Below are 17608 nucleotides of genomic sequence, written 5' to 3'. Positions count from 1 at the left end.
TATTAGAGGAGTGTGTTTTTATTATGATAAGAGAATATAAGGCAGAAGAATTTATTATTGATGAAGAAATTTACTCAAGTATTGAAGAAGGTGAAAAATTAGCCCAAGATAAAGAATACGTAAAAAACCTTCTTGAAAGATCTAGGGACTTTAAAGGATTAACCCACAGAGAAGCGGCTGTACTTTTATCTGTAGAAGATGAAGAGTTAGTTCAAGAAATGTTTAAAGTTGCTGGAGAAATTAAAGAAAGAATTTATGGAAACAGAATCGTTTTATTTGCTCCCTTATATCTTTCTAATCACTGTGTAAATAATTGTGAATATTGCGGTTATCAACACTGCAACAGCGATTTATTAAGAAAGAAATTAACTCAAGATCAAATAGCAAAAGAGGTACAAGCTTTAGAAGCTATGGGTCATAAACGACTTGCTTTAGAACTTGGAGAAGATCCAATTAATAATCCTATAGAGTATGTTCTTGAATCTTTAAAAACTATATATTCATTAAAATTTGATAATGGAGCTATCAGAAGATGTAACGTAAATATAGCTGCAACAACTGTTGAAGAATATGAACTGCTTAAAGATGCTGGTATAGGTACTTATATATTATTCCAAGAAACATACCATAAGCCTACTTACGAAAATCTACATCCAAATGGTCCAAAACATAATTACAACTGGCATACTACAGCAATGCATAGAGCTAGAGCTGCTGGGATTGATGATGTTGGAATGGGTGTACTTTACGGATTATATGAACATAAATACGACACTATAGCTTTACTTATGCATGCAGAACATTTAGATAAAGAAACAGGGGTAGGCCCACACACTTTATCTGTTCCAAGGTTAAGACCAGCTGAAGGTGTTGATACAAATAAATATCCTCACATGTTAAAAGATGAAGAATTTAAGAAATTAGTAGCAATCCTTAGAATAACTGTTCCTTACACAGGAATCATATTGTCAACTAGGGAAGAAGCTAATTTTAGAGAAGAAGTATTATCTGTAGGTGTATCTCAAGTTTCTGCTGGCTCTTGTACTGGAGTAGGTGGATATGCTGATGAAAATAAAATTAAAGAAAACACAGCACAATTTGAAGTAAGTGATGAAAGAAGTCCTAGCGAAGTTATGAGAAGCCTATGTAATCAAGGATATGTCCCAAGTTACTGCACAGCTTGTTATAGAGAAGGAAGAACTGGAGAAAGATTTATGGCTTTAGCTAAATCTGGACAAATACACAATGTATGTCTTCCTAATGCCTTACTTACTTTTAAAGAATATTTAATAGATTATGCTGATGAAGAAACTAAAGAAGTTGGTGAAAAAGCTATACTTAAAAACCTTGAAACCATACCAAATGAAGCTGCTAAAGAAGCTTGCTTAAAGAAGCTTGAAAGAATAGAAAATGGAGAAAGAGATTTACGTTTCTAATTAAGAGGAGGAATAAAAACATGTTAGATACCCCAAAAGCCAATAGACTCCATATATCTTTTTTTGGAAAGAGAAATGCAGGAAAATCAAGTTTAGTAAATGCCTTAACAAATCAAGACATAGCCCTTGTGTCTGATACTCCTGGAACTACTACAGATCCAGTATTTAAGGCAATGGAATTACTTCCATTAGGCCCTGTAATGATAGTTGATACAGCTGGTTTAGATGATGAAGGAGCTTTAGGAGAACTTAGAATAAAGAAAACCTTCGATATAATGGATAGAACAGATTTAGCTATTTTAGTATTTACAGGAGAATCTACTGATTTCTCAATGGAGATGACATGGAAAGAAGAATTAACTAAAAGAAATATTCCTATAATAGGAGTAATAAATAAGATAGATCAATTTTCTTTAGATGAAACTTCTTTAAAATCTGATTTTAATATTCCTTTTGTATCTTTAAGTGCTAAGGAAAAGAAAAACATAGGTAGTTTTAAACAAGCTATCATAGATGTTGCTCCTACAGATTTTGAACTTCCTGCTATAGTTGGAGATATACTTAGACCAAAAGCAAGAGTTGTTTTAGTAGCACCTCAAGATATCCAAGCTCCAAAAGGAAGACTTATACTTCCTCAAGTTCAAATAATCAGAGACATATTAGACTATGATGGAATGGCTCTAACTGTTAAAGATACTGAGCTTATAGACGTATTAGAAGATTTAAAATGCGCTCCTGATTTAGTTATAACAGACTCTCAAATGTTTGATAAGGTAAGTAAAATAGTTCCTGAAGATATTCCTTTAACATCTTTCTCAATTCTTATGGCAAGATATAAAGGAGATTTAGCTACCTTCGTTAGAGGAGCTAGAGCTATGGATTCTCTAAAATCTGGAGATAAAGTTCTTATAGCAGAAGCTTGTACTCACCATGCATTAAAAGGTGATATAGCAAGAGAAAAACTTCCTATATGGATTAAAGAAAAGTACGGCGATGTTGAATTCGTAAACTTAACTGGAGTAGACTTCCCTGAAGATCTTAAAGAATTTAAGCTTATAATTCAATGTGGAAGCTGTATGTTCACAAGAAAACAATTAATGAGCAGGCTTATTAAAGCTGAAGCTGATGATATGCCTATAACAAACTTTGGTACTGCTATTGCTCATCTAAATGGAATTTTAGATAGAGTTGTAAACATGTTTCCTGAAGTAAAATAATTTAGTTATTTTTAAAGAACTTCTGTGATTTTTCATAGAAGTTCTTTTTTGTAAACTAAAAATTTCTACGTTTCTAATTTTCTAAATTTGTACGTTTGTAAATTTCTACGTTTCTACATTTCTAATTTTCTACGTTTCTAAAGTTTTAAATACCTGAATTTTATACCCGTAAGAAACTTAACCAAACTCTATCCATGCGAAAAAGTTTCAAGAAATTTATTAGTCCCATATAACTTACTTGATAAATCTTGTTTCCCTGGTATACCACAAGCATCTGCACGGCAATGTTTACAGTGCCTAAATACTTCAAGATGTTTTTCAGCTTCAATTCTTGCTTTATCTAGCTGATTACAATCTGGTGCCTTGATATGGCTTAGATCATGTTGAGGAATAAGTGGAATTATATTGTATAAAGTAGCTCCAGCTTCTTTAACTGTTTTAGATATAACCTCAATATGCTCATCATTAATTCCAGGTATTAATACAGAGTTTACTTTTACTATTACTCCTAATCTACTAATTAAGCGGATGCCCTCTAATTGGTTTTTTATCAATATTGAAGCTCCTTCTTCCCCATAATATACTTTTTTATCATGTACTATATAGGAAGTTATTTGGCTTTGTATCTTAGGATCAACTGCATTAACTGTAACTGTTATAGTTCTTACACCCACATCATAAATTTTTTTATAATATTTAGGGAGTAGTAACCCATTTGTACTCAAACATTTTATAAGATCTGGATATTCCTTGTCCACTAATTCGAAAGCTTTCAACGCATGTGGGGTTGCCAATGTGTCCCCTGGTCAAGCTATTCCTACAACAGTTATTTCAGGACAAAGTTCCAAAGCTTTTCTTACTGTATCTACTGCATCCTTATAATTTAATATCCCATTAGCAACTCCTGGTCTGTCTTCATCTCCATTACAATCTCTTTTACAAAAATTACACTGTATATTACAAGATGGACTGACTGGCAAATGTAGTCTACCAAACTTATTATGTGCCTCTCCCCCCAAACATGGATGGGATTTTGCAAGGTGTGTAAAATCACTGCTTTTCTTTTTAACTAAATTAAAATCTGCCATAAAATCTCCTCCGTTTATATAAAAAATAGAGGTATAAATCACTATTCCATGATTTATACCTCTAGTTCTCTAGTCAGTATTTACTTTACTATACTATACTATATTTAATTTATAGAATTTAAAAAGAATACTCCCTCTGAACTGGCTAATTGTTCCAAAGTAATTGAATATAATACTGAATTTATCTGCTTATCTATATTTTCCCATACCGCTATATTTATTCTTTCCTCAATGTCATTGTGACTATGAATGTTTGCTAAATTTGTTTCTCCTTCTATTACCCTAAGTATATCTCCTACATATATATCTGAGGCTTTTCTAGCAAGTGAGTACCCTCCTTGAAACCCTCTTACACTCTTAACTAAATTAGCCCCCCTTAGCAAAAAAAAGATTTGAGACAAATAATTCTGAGAAATATTTTGTCTTTCAGCAATTAAATTCAAAGGAATGTACTCTTCTTGTTGATTCATTGCTATAAAAACCATAGCTATTAATCCATATCTTCCTTTAGTTGATATATTAATAATAAACTCTCCTTTGCTCTAATTTAAATTTTGAACTTTCAAGTTTCCCTAGACCACCTTATCTATCTGAATGCTTAATGTATTAATATACCCAGACCCTAATCTAAATACAAAGTCATCGCTGATTATCTCATAAGGACGAATTATAGATATATTATCTAAAAATACATCTTCAAATAGCTTATTAATTGTCTCTTCATAACCCCTAAACTCATCTTCATCTATTATAAATCTCTCAATAATTCCAATTACCCTTAAGCTTACTTTCTTGTCCTCAATAATGTTTATCTCAATCCTACTATTTACTATATCTCTATTTATCATTGGTGATTGTACCTCTTGAAAACACACAAGTTTTCCTTGCTTATTACTGTAAAGTCCTCCCTTAGAAATACTATGCCAAAAACTTTCATTATAAATGGATATATCCATAGTTGAACTTGTCTTATTTATAAGGTTTATTAAACCTATATCTAGTTTTGTAATTATACTCATCACCTCATTCTGAATTTCTCATTTTTCTCTATCTGTATAATCTTGCCGTCTTGAATTACTATTGTAACTGTTCCATAACTGATTCCTTTTATTAGCTCGTTTAATTTTTGGGATACTTGCTCATTAACCGGACTATCTCTTAATAATTTTTCCACCTTCATAGTACCACTCCCCTTATTGTTACTATATAAAAAAGTCGCCTCTATATAATTTAATATACAGAGACGAGATTACCCCGCGGTTCCACTCTATTTAAGTCAAAATGACTCCACTTATTGAATATTTACATATTCTATCATTATAACGGATGACTCCGGATAGCCATACTTTATCATCTATACATAGAAGATATGTTCAAGCTTCATCTCAAAAGTGCACTTCACATAGACTTTCGTAAAGGAATTCCACCATAATCCTTCTCTCTGAAACTACTTTCTATGCTACTCTACTTTTTCATAGTTTTTATTCCTACTATTCCGATGTACTTTATACTATATTAAATCATAGTTAAATAGATGTCAATATATTTTATTAAAAAATCTAAAGCCGTTGTACTCTATACAACGGCTAACTAATATATTATAATTTAAATTTTCCTACAGCATACTGTAGATTACTTGCTATTAAACTAAGTTCCTCTACTCCCTTTGCTACCTCATCCATAGTTGTATTTATCTGTTCAGTAGATGCTGCTACTTCTTCCGACGAAGCTGCTGTCCCTTCCGATATCTCAGATATACTTTCTATTTTTTGAACTACTTTATTTTTCTTTGAATATATTTCACTAGTTGATTCTGCAATACCTTTTATTCTATTAGTTAACTGATTTATAGCATCTAGTATTTGTGTAAATATTTTTTCTGTTTCATTTACTGCTACCTCTTGCTCCTCTACAGTTACTTTTGATTCCTCCATAGCACTTATAGCTACTTTAGACATACTTTGAACTTTCTCAATTATTTTTCTTATTTCTTCAGTAGATTTTCTAGATTGCTCTGCTAGTTTTCTTATTTCATCGGCTACCACAGCAAATCCTCTTCCAGCTTCCCCTGCTCTTGCAGCTTCAATACTCGCATTTAGTGATAAAAGGTTAGTTTGTTCTGTTATTTCCTTTATAGCATCAGAAATTCTATTAATTTCTTCAGTATTCTTATTCATATTTAATACAATTTTGCTAGCTTCATTTGATGATATTTTACTTCTATCTGATTTTTCACCAAGAACTTTAACCATGTTCAAGCCTTTATTTCCTAATTCTAAGGCATTTAAGGATACAGATTTTAGAACCTTAGTATTTTCAACTATTCCATCTATCTCGTTTGAGAGTTCATTTATATTACTTACTCCTTCTTGCGCACTTCCAGCTTGCCCTATTATTCCCCTAGATATTTCTTCTATAGAATTATATACTTGTCCTACAGACGCCGTGCTCTCCTCTGCCATAACTCCTAAATTCGTTGATGTATCAAATACCGTTTTAGAAGAATTTTTAACTTCTAGCATTAGTGCTGACATATTTTTTATCATAAAATTAAAGTTTTTTCCTAATTCTCCAAACTCGTCTTTTGACTTTATGTCAACTTTAACTGTTAAATCACCTTCGGCAGCCTTTTTAAACCCTTGTTCTAGCTTCTTTGCACTTTTAGCTAATCCATTGCTTAACCAAAAAGAAAACAATGCTGCTATCACAATCACTGCCCCAATTGTTATGAAAATCATATTTTTTATTCCACTTATATCCGCTTTTAACTCTGACTCATCCATAGCAGCGATAATTTTAAAGCCAGTACCTAAATCTGTACCAAAAGTCGTAAATATATGACTTTTATTAAAATCTATTTCTGTAGATCCATTTTCATTATTTTTAATTACATCCCAATTAGATATTTTAGTATCTGAATCGCTTCCAATTATCCTGCTTGGGTAGGTAACTACATTTCCTTCTTCATTAACCACAAAAATGTATCCCTTGTTTCCTATTCTATATTTATTAGTTATTGAGGAAAGTTTATTAATAGATATCTCCATACCTATAACACCTACAATCTTTCCTTTATCTTCAACAGTTTTCGCAAAAGTAACTACCGATTCATCAGCCATCAAACTTTTATGCGGGTCGCTATTTATAACTTTTCCATTATTATTTATAGCTTTTTCATACCAAACTTCACTTTTAGGGTTAGTTATTTTCTTCTCATCAGGATAAGAAAAAGCTTCTCCCTTTTCAGTAAAGAAAAATACATTTAACACATCTTCATTTCTCTCTTTGAATTTCTGTAAATAATCCTTAATATCCTTCTGCTCTGATTTAGAATCCATAAGTATAGTGTTACTTGAAGCCATTGATATTTGCACAGGGTATTTATTAAACTTTTCAATTACTTCAGGAATCACTTGTTCACTGGAAATCTCAAACTTGTCTATTAATGATGATCTGGCCTGCAAGTAACTACCGATGCCCAATATTAACAATGGTACTAAGCAAATAGATAATAAGCTTGTCATTAATTTATACCGGATTCCTATAATATGAGTTCTTTTTGTCATAATATACACTCCTAGCTATACTTAAATTATAAACTATATCAAACCACTTATATCTTACCATATTTTTACTTAAGTATAAACGTTTACTTTATGTTTTGTATAAAAATATTTTTAAATAGAGATAGGGTTTTCCCTATCTCTATACAACAATCCCAACTATTATAGGTATAGTAATCATTGATATTAATGTACTCATAAAAACAGAAAAAGCTGACAGTTCTTTTTCCCTATTAAAGGTCTGAGAGAAAATAGATGCCGTAGCTCCAACTGGCATAGCCTCAATTATTACTATGCTACTCGCTGGCACAGATTTTAGATTTATTGCTAACGTAATAATATATAAAACTAACGGTATAATCAAAAGTCTTGTAGCTATGCCTAAATACATACTTTTATTTTTAAATTGTGCTTTTAATGATATACCTGCCATCATACTCCCCGTAATTATCATAGATAGAGGAGTCGTCATACCGCCTACAATCTCAATCACAGATTTTATTACTGAGGGAAGATTTATTGGTGTAGCCATTATAAATAACCCAATTATTACGGATAGTATTCCTGGATTTTTGAGTAAACTTCTTAAATTACTTATACTGCTCTTACCTCCATAAAGTCTTACTCCATAGGTCCAAATAAGTATAGTAAAAATCATATTAAATATAGACGCATAAACTAATCCTTCTTTTCCATAAATGCTTTCTATTATAGGAAATCCCATAAATCCACAATTACAAAATACTCCACAAAATTTTAATACCTCTCTTCTTCCAACTTCAACTCTATTAAATATGATATTAGACAAAATTATAGCAATTATAAATGCAATAATACTGTAAATAAGTGCTAATATAATATTGTTGAACATATCCTTACTAAAATTAAAATCAAAAGAATTAATTACAAGTAACGGTAATGTTATATTTAATAAAAAATTTGATAATCCTCTTTCTAAGGTTTCATTCAATATATCTTTTTTCCTAGCGTAACCTCCTATAAGCATTATTAAAAACAAAATTGTAATTTGAGCATATATATCCATAAACAGCCTCCATAAAATTAATTAAAGTATGTAATATTATAGAGATATTTGTTAAAGCTAAATTAATTATTGTTAACTCTCCCAATTTATACAAATATTTCACTTATTCTGATTTATAATTAAATTATGAAAAAGTTTAAGGGGGAGTGTAAGTGAATAAAGAAGAAAGAAGCTGGATACTACAAGATTTCGGAAATTCTGCTTATTCCATAACCATAACTACTGCTATTTTACCTGTGTTTTTTAAGAGTGTTGCAGGCGTTGGATTAGCGGATAATATTTCTACAGCCTACTGGGGATATGCCAATTCTTTTGCTACTTTAATAATAGCCGTACTAGCTCCATTATTAGGAACTATTGCAGATTATAAAGGATTTAAGAAAAAATTATTTTCTATTTTTGCACTTATTTCTATTATTTCAACGGCACTTTTAGCTACTGTTGGCGAAAACAATTGGATTTATTGCTTAGTTATTTACATCATCACAACCATAGGATTTTCTGGCTCAAATATATTTTATGATTCATTTTTAACAGATGTAACTGATAATGAAAGAATGGATTTAATCTCATCTTCTGGTTTTGCCTGGGGATACATAGGTGGAACAATTCCATTTATCTTATCTATTTTATTAATAACAAACGCTGAAAGTTTAAATATGAATACAATACTTGCTACACAAATTTCTTTTCTACTTACAGCTGTTTGGTGGTTTATATTTACTGTCCCTATGTTTAGAAATGTCCATCAAAAATACTATATAGAAGGTAGTCCTAAACATTTAAGCACTAGCATTAAGAAGCTAATTACTACAATAAAGGCTACTAAAAACAATAAAAATGTTTTCTATTTTCTTTTAGCATATTTCTTTTATATAGATGGTGTTCATACAGTAATAACCATGGCTACTGCTTATGGTATAGATGTTGGAATCAATAGCAATACACTAATGATAATACTCATATTTATACAAATAATAGCTTTTCCTTTTGCACTTTTATACGGCAAATTATCTAAGGTTTTTTCTCCTAGAATAATGATTTTAGTAGGGATAATAACCTATAGCATAGTTTCTATATACGGTTTCTTTTTAAAAACACCATTGGACTTTTGGATATTATCATTTCTTGTAGCTAGTGCTCAAGGTGGTATACAAGCTTTAAGTAGATCTTATTTTGGAAAGTTAATACCTAAAGAAAATTCTGCTGAATATTTTGGTATATATAATATCTTTGGAAGAATTTCATCAATATTTGGGCCCTTACTAATAGGTATTGTTGGAACCCTTACTGGAGAATCTAGGTATGGAATTTTAAGTTTAATCATATTATTTATTGTTGGTGGAATAATATTTTTAAAGGTTGAAGAAGAACCAAAAGCAGAATTTATTACAGACTAAATAAAAATGCTGTTTCTTGTAAGATACAAAAAACAGCATTTTCTTATTTTAAGCTAAGCAAGTTATCTTGTTAAATTATATAATTGGTGACTCACCGGGGAATCGAACCCCGGACACCATGATTAAAAGTCATGTGCTCTACCGACTGAGCTAGTGAATCCCGTACTACATAACACAATTTTAAATTATATATTATTTAATTATTATTGTCAATAATAATTAATATTTCAATGTATTGCAGTAATCTTTAATTAGGTTAACTGATTTATCAAATTTTACTTTTTCCTCTTCTGTCATCTCTATTTCAACTAGTTCTTTAACTCCATTTCTATTTAATACTGCTGGTACTCCTGCGAAAACTCCATCAAATCCATACTCACCTTCTAATAGCGTAGATACGGGTATAATTCTATTTTCATCATTAAATATAGCCTTTAAAACACCTACTGCAGCAGTAGCTATTCCATAATATGTCGTACCTTTTCTATTAAATACTTCCCATCCAGCTTTAGCTGTATCTGATACTAATTTATCTAAGTCTATATCTCCAACTCTATGTTTGTTATCATTTATAACTTTATTAAATGGCTTTCCACCTATATATACATGTGACCAAGGCACCATTTGAGAGTCACCATGTTCTCCCATAGAATATGCCTGAACACTTCTAGGATCAACATCAAATAAATCTGCAATAAAGTGTTTCAATCTCGCTGAATCTACTGAAGTTCCAGTACCTATAACATGACTTTTAGGTAATCCTGATAACTTCCAAACATGATAAGCCATTATATCTACAGGATTTGATATTATTATAAAATGACCGCTAAATCCACTTTCCATTATAGGTGTTATTATAGATTCCATTATTCTAGCTGATGCATCTAAGGTATCGAGTCTTGATTTTCCTGGCTTTGGTGGTGGTCCAGCCGTTATTATTATGGCATCAACATCTCCACAATCTTCATATCTTCCTACTTTTACTTTTGTATGTTGATCTAAATACTCAATGCAGTGATTTAAATCCATCGCTTCCCCAAGTGCTTTTTCTTCATTGATATCTATCATAAGAATCTCTTCGCATACACCCTGAGTAATCAAACTAAATCCTATACTAGATCCCACTAATCCAGTTCCTACAATTGCTACTTTTCTAGATTTAATTCCCATTGATTTTCCTCCTTAAGTTTTATAGTTTTTATTATACTAAATTCTATTATCTGTGAATATCAATTTATTTTAATTTTTATATGAAAATAGTTAATTGATATAATTCCTATAGGATTTTAATACAGTTATAATTTTATCAATAATATTATTATAATTTAGCTAAAATAATATTACTATTTTTTATATTGTACAAATACCTTGTCAGTTTACATAAATATTATAATTGCCTAGTAACTTGATATGCTTTATAATAACTTATAATGAGAAAAGAATTTTTAATCAAAAGAGGTGTATGTAGTGAAAATATCCACAAAAGGTAGATACGGCGTTCAGCTAATGATTGATTTAGCTATTCATTATAATCAAGATTTAGTACCATTAAAAGATATTGCGGCAAGACAAGAAATCTCTGAAAAATATCTGGAACAGATAGTAACTCCACTAAATAAATCTGGATATGTTAGAAGTGTACGTGGATCTCAAGGCGGATATATGTTAGCTTCTGATCCATCAGATATAACTATAGGTATGTTACTGAGAGTATTGGAAGGTCCTTTTTACCCAGTAGATTACAATCCAACTAACAAACCTAATTCCGATAATGCTACTATTTATGTAACTATAGGAATATGGAATAAGATGAGGGACGCTGTTGATAATGTTGTTGATAATATAACTTTAGCAGATTTAGTGGATGAGTATAAATCTAAAATCGAACCAGATTTCTGTATATAGGCTTTATAAAGACTTTCTTTATAAAGCCTTTTCTCTTTACTAAAATCCTCAGTAAAACATTCATTTGTAACTATATTTTTTAATATTTCATAGTATAACTTATACAATAAAATATATTAAATTTATAGCGAGGTAATGATTATGTGCGGAATAGCTGGTTGGATTGATTTTTCTAAAGATTTATCTTCTTTTTATCATATAATTGAAAGTATGACGGATACTCTTAAACTCAGAGGTCCAAATAGTGGAGGTTTTTATACCAATGAAAATGTACTATTAGGTCATAGACGTCTAGTAGTAGTAGATCCAGAGGGCGGTAGCCAACCTATGACTAAAGTTATCAATGGAAATGAGTATGTTTTAGTTTATAATGGTGAATTATATAACACAGAGGATCTAAGAAAAGATTTATTGTCTTATGGATATAAATTTGATTCATATTCAGATACAGAAGTTCTCTTAACCTCATATATTCATTGGGGTATAGACTGTTTAGATAAATTTAATGGAATTTTTGCATTCTGTATTTTTAATAAAAAAACTAAAGAAATATTTTTAGCTAGAGATCCGTTAGGTGTTAAACCCCTATTCTATTCAGTTAAAGGAAACTCTTTAATATTTGGTTCTGAAATAAAAACACTCTTAGCTCATCCTTATATATCAACTTTAGTAGATGAAACTGGAATTACAGAACTTCTTTCACTTGGACCTGCTACAGCTCTAGGTAGTGGTATATTTAATGATATAGATGAAGTTCCGCCTGGAAATTTTATAACCTTTTCTCCTAAAGAATTTAATTTAAAAGAATATTGGACTCTTAAGGCAGAGGAATACACCGAAAACGAAGATGAAGCTGTTGAACATTTAGAGTCTTTATTAGTTGATGCAATTAGTAGACAACTTGTAGGTGATGTTCCTTTATGTACCTTTTTATCTGGAGGATTAGACTCCTCTGCTATAGCTGCAGTAGCATCAAAAAACTTTAAAGACAAAGGTAAAAAATTAACTACCTACTCAATTGACTTTGAGGATAATGAAAACTATTTTAAAGCTTCTCTTTTTCAACCAACCTCTGATGAGGAATGGGCTTTATTCACATCTAAATATATAGATAGCAATCATAAAACAATAATGATAAAAAATATAGATTTAGTAAGTTATTTAAAGGATGCTTTAATTGCAAAAGATTTACCTGGTATGGCAGATATAGATTCATCTCTTTTCTTGGCTTGTAAAGAAATAAGAAAAGATTACGTAGTTGCCCTATCTGGTGAATGTGCAGATGAGATATTTGGTGGTTATCCTTGGTTTACAAATAAAGACATGTATAAAGCCAATACCTTTCCTTGGTCTAGATTCACTTCAAATAGACTTGATATTTTAAGTCCAAATATGAAAAATTTAAAGATAGAAGAAATGGTAAATTATCATTATAATGCTTCTTTAGCTAAAGTCCCTCATTTGGATAATGAAAATAGTTATGAGCATAGAATGAGAGAATTATTTTATCTTAATATAAAGTGGTTTATGGTAAACTTATTAAACAGAAAAGATAGAATGAGCATGTCTAACTCTCTTGAAGTTAGAGTTCCTTTTGCTGACCCTAGACTAGTTCAATATGCATTTAATATTCCTTCAAAAATCAAATTCCTACATGGACGTGAAAAGGGTCTATTAAGAAGCTCATTAAAAAATATATTGCCGAAAGAAATTGTTGAAAGAAAGAAAAGCCCTTACCCAAAAACCTATCATCCTATTTATACTGAAGCTGTATGCAAAGAGATGAACAAGATTTTAAATAATCCATCTTCACCTATACTCGAAATTGTTGATAAAACAAAAATACAGCAAATTGTGGATAGTAAAGGAGAATCATATAAAATTCCTTGGTATGGTCAGCTTATGATGGGTCCTCAATTTATAGCTTATTTGATTCAATTAAATATGTGGCTTGATATTTATAATGTTAATATTAAAATATAAAAGTAAAGGCTAGGAAATTTCCTAGCCTCTTAATATATTACTTATAATAATTTTTTCATTTGACTAACTATTGGATCTGCTAAAGTACCTACTACTATTTGGTAGTTACCTTCGCCCATCTTCATTACTCCTGAAGCACCTAACTTCTTAAGTTCTCTCTCATTTATCTTATTTCCGTCATTTAAAGATAATCTTATTCTTGTTACACAAGCATCTATTGTTTGTATATTTTCTTTTCCGCCTATTGCTTCAAGTATTCCTTTAGCTTTACCTGCTAAATCAGAAGATTTTGTTGATGCCTTTACTTCAATCTCAACTTCATCATCATCTTCTCTACCTGGAGTTTTTACATCAAATTTCTTAATGTAGAATAAGAATACGAAGTAGTATATAGCTCCAAATACTAAACCAACCAGTGCTAATCCTAATGGATTACTTGTATTAGATTTGCTAAAGTTTAATGCATAATCTATAAATCCTGCTGAGAATCCAAATCCTAATTTCATGTTTAGAGCATATGTTACTGCTCCTGCTATACCAGTTAAAACTGCATGTATTCCATATAATACTGGAGCTAAGAACATAAATAAGAATTCTATTGGTTCAGTAATACCTGTTAAGAATGATGTAAATGCTATTCCTAAAAGCATTCCTGTAACTTCTTTTTTCTTTTCTTTTTTAGCTGCTGTTATCATTGCTAAACAAGCTGCTGGAAGACCAAACATCATTATTGGGAAAAATCCAGTCATAAATGCTCCAGAAGCTGGATCTCCTGCAAAGTATCTAGTTAAGTCTCCTCTAACTATTTCACCAGCTGCATTAGTGAATGTTCCAAATGTAAACCAGAATATAGAGTTCATTACGTGATGTAATCCAAATGGTATTAGTAATCTGTTTAATAGTCCAAATCCAAATGTTCCTGCTGAACCTGAATCAGCAACGAAGTTTCCAAATGAATCTAATCCTGTTTGGATAGCTGGCCATACATAACCTGCTAATACACCTAACGCGATCATAATGAAAGATGTCGCTATAGGTACAAACCTTTTACCGGCAAAAAATCCTAAAAACTGTGGAAGTTGAATATCTTTAAATTTATTATATAATATACCTGCTAATATACCTGCTATAAATCCTGCAAATACTCCCATGTTTATAGTTGGGTTAATAGCTGATGCAACCTTTTGTAATACTAAAAATCCTACTGTTGCTGATAGTGCCGCTACTCCATTATTTTCTTCAGCTAAACCAATTGCAATACCTACTGCAAATAATAACCCCAGTATCGAAATAGGTGTTGCCCCATCACCTTTACCTAAATATAAAGTACCAAAAATAGCATCTCCAGCTTGAGCTATTATTGGAATACCTTTTTCCATTAAGTACTTATTACCAGTCCATGTCCATACATCATTTTGACCTAATCTTAATAGTATAGCGGCAGCTGGCATTACTGCTACTGGAGTCATTAGTGCTTTACCTATCTTTTGTAAGAAAGCTAATACTCTGTTGTTTCCTTTTGACATATAAATCCCTCCTGAATATAGTTTTTACTGATATCAGCAAATTATCATAAATAATTGCAAATAAAAAAGCTGGAAAAGAATATACACATAATATACTCTTTCCAGCTAATGCCCTATACTAGTTACACGCTGTATCAGTTACTTATTAATTACAAGACAAGTATATACTATTATTTTTTATTAGTCAACGGTTACATTAAATTATTTTTTAAATTTTTATTTTTATACAAATTACTATTGATTGACAAAATATATATCAGTGTATATAATTACATTGAACATGTAACTGTTAATCAGGCATAAGTTTAGTATTAAACTTATGCCTTTTTTTAATAGGTTGTGTAAATTTATAAGAACTATTTAAAGAATGCTTATTAGATTACACCTCATTTAACATGTATATTTAAATTAGTAATTGAAAGGAAGTGAACTGTACTAATTGTTTTTATAAAATAATTAGTTAATATTTATGTTTGGATTATTTAGTAAAGAATTAAAACTTGTAGCTCCTATTTCAGGTAAAACTGTAGATCTTTCCGCTGTACCAGATCCAGTTTTCGCAGAAAAAATGACTGGTGATGGTATAGCAATAGACCCAACAGGAGACTTAGTAGTAGCTCCAGCTGATGGAGAATTAACTCTAGTATTTAAAACTAAACATGCTCTAGCTATGACTTTATCCAATGGAATAGAATTATTAATTCATATTGGCATGGATACAGTTTCTTTAGATGGAGAAGGTTTTGAGCTTCTATGTGAACAAGGTGCAAAGGTTAAAGCTGGAACTCCTCTTTTAAAAATAGATAGAGAATTCATAAAATCAAAAAATTTACCATTAGTAACTCCTATAGTTATTACAAATATGGATTCTGTAAAGTCACTTAATCCTTCTATAGGTCAATCTGTAGAAGCGGGAAAAGATACTATTTTAACTTATAAAACAAAATAAGAAAAGGTGCTAAATCTTAGCACCTTTTTATTTTGATAGAGAAACTCTAAACCTTTCTATATGCATAGCTAAATAGGCTATTTCATCTTCAACTACATCCACATCATCTAAATTTTCTTTTAATATTTCTGCAACATACTTAGCAATATTATATGATTTACGATATTTACGCTTTATGACATCTATAAAATCATTTGTTATAGGTGTATTAGTTCTTATTCTTTCTATCGCAAATCTTAGATGTGTTAAAAATCGAGCATAGTCTAATGATTTCTTATCTATTTCAATATCTAGTGTATCCTCAATATATTCGATTATAGTGTTACTTATAAAGCTATATTTAATAGTATTAGAAAGTTTACCATTATTTCTTGCAGAATGTATATGCAAGGCAATAAATCCAGCCTCTCCATCAGGTATATATACACCTAAAGACTCTTCTATTTTTATTGCAACCTGTTGCGCTAAAGTAAACTCTTTATTGTATAAAGTCTCTATTTCAGCTATAAATGGATTTTGTATTTCTTCATTACCTTTTAATCTTTTTATTGCGAAGAATAAGTGATCTATTAATCCTATATGTATATTTTCACTTAACTCCTCATTTAATTCTTTAGATATAAAAAATATAAGCTCTTCACAAAAACCAACAAACTCTTCTTCTAAATTACTTATTAAAGTCTTAAAATTTCTTATATTATCTTTATCTTCAATTATGAATATCTTTTCTATTTCTGTTCCTTTAAGTACTTTATCTCCTGGTCTTTTGCTAAATCCAATCCCCTTCTGAAAGAGCATTTTTTCTTTTCCTTCCGATTGAACAAGTACTATGTTGTTATTAAATGCTTTAATTATTTCACAATCTTCTTTTAAAGAGCTATTCACATATTCACCTTCTTACTAAAATGATAATATAAGACTTTAACTTCATTCAACTAATACCTGTTTTAAAACCTTATAATGTCAATTGTAAAGTGTAAACATATAAAACACAACTATATTTTTTAAAATTTATTAAATAAACTAATAATCAATCCTTTTATTATAAACTTTTTAAAATAAAAAAAGATCCTAGAAAATTCTAGAATCTTTTGGTGGCTCACCGGGGAATCGAACCCCGGACACCATGATTAAAAGTCATGTGCTCTACCGACTGAGCTAGTGAACCATAATATTTGGCGACTTCCTACTCTCCCACACAGTCTCCCATGCAGTACCATCGGCGTAATAAAGCTTAACGATCCTGTTCGGAATGGGAAGGGGTGTTACCTTTATGCCATTATCACCAAATATATTATGAAAGAATTTTGTTCTTTCAAAATTGCACGTAAGTTCATTTAATAATATATATTCCAGTTAACTTATTGGTCAAGCCCTCGATCTATTAGTATGAGTCAGCTAAATATGTTACCACACTTACACCCCTCACCTATCAACCTTGTGTTCTTCAAGGGATCTTACTAGATTACTCTATGGGAAATCTTATCTTGAGGTGG

The 17608-nt window shown here is 30.6% G+C and carries 14 protein-coding genes, 2 tRNA genes, 2 rRNA genes, 1 pseudogene and 1 other annotated feature; of the genes and pseudogenes, 6 read left to right on the top strand and 13 right to left on the bottom strand.

Going from position 1 to position 17608, the window contains the following annotated elements; translation table 11 throughout:
* Nucleotides 1–23: 23 nt before the first annotated feature.
* Nucleotides 24–1436 carry a [FeFe] hydrogenase H-cluster radical SAM maturase HydG gene (gene hydG / locus BUA92_RS21470; RefSeq protein ID WP_073022689.1) on the top strand — a complete coding sequence of 471 codons (1413 nt, stop codon included), beginning with the start codon at nucleotides 24–26 and terminating at the stop codon, nucleotides 1434–1436.
* A gap of 20 nt (nucleotides 1437–1456) precedes the next feature.
* Nucleotides 1457–2653 carry a [FeFe] hydrogenase H-cluster maturation GTPase HydF gene (gene hydF, locus BUA92_RS21465; RefSeq protein ID WP_073022688.1) on the top strand — a complete coding sequence of 399 codons (1197 nt, stop codon included), beginning with the start codon at nucleotides 1457–1459 and terminating at the stop codon, nucleotides 2651–2653.
* Between the two features lie 188 nt (nucleotides 2654–2841).
* Here the strand turns inward: hydF and BUA92_RS21460 are convergent.
* The 6 genes and pseudogenes from BUA92_RS21460 to BUA92_RS21435 all read right to left on the bottom strand — a co-directional run bounded on the left by BUA92_RS21460 (nucleotide 2842) and on the right by BUA92_RS21435 (nucleotide 8349).
* Nucleotides 2842–3741, bottom strand: a pseudogene (locus tag BUA92_RS21460) (radical SAM protein).
* 104 nt (nucleotides 3742–3845) lie between these two features.
* On the bottom strand, nucleotides 3846–4259 hold the full coding sequence (locus BUA92_RS21455; RefSeq protein WP_278335158.1) for an RrF2 family transcriptional regulator: 414 nt from the start codon (nucleotides 4257–4259) through the stop codon (nucleotides 3846–3848).
* A 54-nt stretch (nucleotides 4260–4313) separates the two neighbouring features.
* The gene (locus BUA92_RS21450; protein WP_073022686.1) at nucleotides 4314–4760 is read right to left on the bottom strand and encodes a hypothetical protein; all 447 of its coding nucleotides are present in this window, start codon (nucleotides 4758–4760) and stop codon (nucleotides 4314–4316) included.
* On the bottom strand, nucleotides 4760–4921 hold the full coding sequence (locus BUA92_RS21445) for a YezD family protein (protein WP_073022685.1): 162 nt from the start codon (nucleotides 4919–4921) through the stop codon (nucleotides 4760–4762). The genes BUA92_RS21450 and BUA92_RS21445 overlap by 1 nt, the downstream gene beginning before the upstream one ends.
* 56 nt (nucleotides 4922–4977) lie before the next feature.
* Nucleotides 4978–5226: a binding site (T-box leader), on the bottom strand.
* Between the two features lie 113 nt (nucleotides 5227–5339).
* Nucleotides 5340–7307, bottom strand: coding sequence for a methyl-accepting chemotaxis protein (locus BUA92_RS21440; RefSeq protein ID WP_073022684.1), 1968 nt, complete (start codon nucleotides 7305–7307; stop codon nucleotides 5340–5342).
* Between the two features lie 139 nt (nucleotides 7308–7446).
* Complete coding sequence (locus BUA92_RS21435; protein WP_073022683.1) at nucleotides 7447–8349, bottom strand: AEC family transporter; 903 nt, start codon at nucleotides 8347–8349, stop codon at nucleotides 7447–7449.
* 152 nt (nucleotides 8350–8501) lie between these two features.
* On the opposite strand from BUA92_RS21435, the gene BUA92_RS21430 reads away from it, so the two are divergent.
* Nucleotides 8502–9749, top strand: coding sequence for an MFS transporter (locus tag BUA92_RS21430; protein WP_073022682.1), 1248 nt, complete (start codon nucleotides 8502–8504; stop codon nucleotides 9747–9749).
* An 84-nt stretch (nucleotides 9750–9833) separates the two neighbouring features.
* Here BUA92_RS21430 and BUA92_RS21425 read toward each other — a convergent pair.
* Together BUA92_RS21425 and BUA92_RS21420 are read right to left on the bottom strand one after the other, a co-directional pair.
* Nucleotides 9834–9909, bottom strand: a tRNA-Lys gene (locus BUA92_RS21425).
* Nucleotides 9910–9968: 59 nt separating this feature from the next.
* Complete coding sequence (locus BUA92_RS21420) at nucleotides 9969–10919, bottom strand: L-lactate dehydrogenase (protein ID WP_073022681.1); 951 nt, start codon at nucleotides 10917–10919, stop codon at nucleotides 9969–9971.
* A gap of 297 nt (nucleotides 10920–11216) precedes the next feature.
* On the opposite strand from BUA92_RS21420, the gene BUA92_RS21415 reads away from it, so the two are divergent.
* Nucleotides 11217–11654 (top strand): RrF2 family transcriptional regulator, encoded by a 438-nt coding sequence (locus BUA92_RS21415; RefSeq protein ID WP_073022680.1) that lies wholly within the window; start codon nucleotides 11217–11219, stop codon nucleotides 11652–11654.
* Nucleotides 11655–11795: 141 nt separating this feature from the next.
* Nucleotides 11796–13637: an asparagine synthase (glutamine-hydrolyzing) gene (asnB, locus tag BUA92_RS21410; RefSeq protein ID WP_073022679.1), complete on the top strand. Its 1842-nt coding sequence runs from the start codon at nucleotides 11796–11798 to the stop codon at nucleotides 13635–13637.
* Between the two features lie 41 nt (nucleotides 13638–13678).
* On the opposite strand, the gene nagE is transcribed toward asnB, so the two are convergent.
* On the bottom strand, nucleotides 13679–15163 hold the full coding sequence (nagE, locus tag BUA92_RS21405; RefSeq protein WP_073022678.1) for an N-acetylglucosamine-specific PTS transporter subunit IIBC: 1485 nt from the start codon (nucleotides 15161–15163) through the stop codon (nucleotides 13679–13681).
* A 469-nt stretch (nucleotides 15164–15632) separates the two neighbouring features.
* Here nagE and BUA92_RS21400 point away from each other — a divergent pair, with 469 nt between their 5' ends.
* Nucleotides 15633–16112: a PTS sugar transporter subunit IIA gene (locus BUA92_RS21400; protein WP_073022677.1), complete on the top strand. Its 480-nt coding sequence runs from the start codon at nucleotides 15633–15635 to the stop codon at nucleotides 16110–16112.
* Between the two features lie 27 nt (nucleotides 16113–16139).
* Here BUA92_RS21400 and glcT read toward each other — a convergent pair whose 3' ends face one another.
* The 4 genes from glcT to BUA92_RS21380 form a co-directional block, all read right to left on the bottom strand.
* The gene (gene glcT, locus BUA92_RS21395) at nucleotides 16140–16997 is read right to left on the bottom strand and encodes a glucose PTS transporter transcription antiterminator GlcT (protein WP_073022676.1); all 858 of its coding nucleotides are present in this window, start codon (nucleotides 16995–16997) and stop codon (nucleotides 16140–16142) included.
* Nucleotides 16998–17204: 207 nt separating this feature from the next.
* Nucleotides 17205–17280, bottom strand: a tRNA-Lys gene (locus tag BUA92_RS21390).
* Nucleotides 17281–17285: 5 nt separating this feature from the next.
* A 5S ribosomal RNA gene (gene rrf, locus BUA92_RS21385) occupies nucleotides 17286–17402 on the bottom strand.
* A 74-nt stretch (nucleotides 17403–17476) separates the two neighbouring features.
* Nucleotides 17477–17608 (bottom strand): 23S ribosomal RNA (locus tag BUA92_RS21380); the annotation flags it as partial.

The sequence above is a fragment of the Clostridium intestinale DSM 6191 genome (assembly GCF_900130055.1).
Classification (GTDB): domain Bacteria; phylum Bacillota; class Clostridia; order Clostridiales; family Clostridiaceae; genus Clostridium_T; species Clostridium_T intestinale.
The sequence above is the reverse complement of the archived record's forward strand: the minus strand, read 5'-3'. Positions and strand labels throughout refer to the sequence as shown.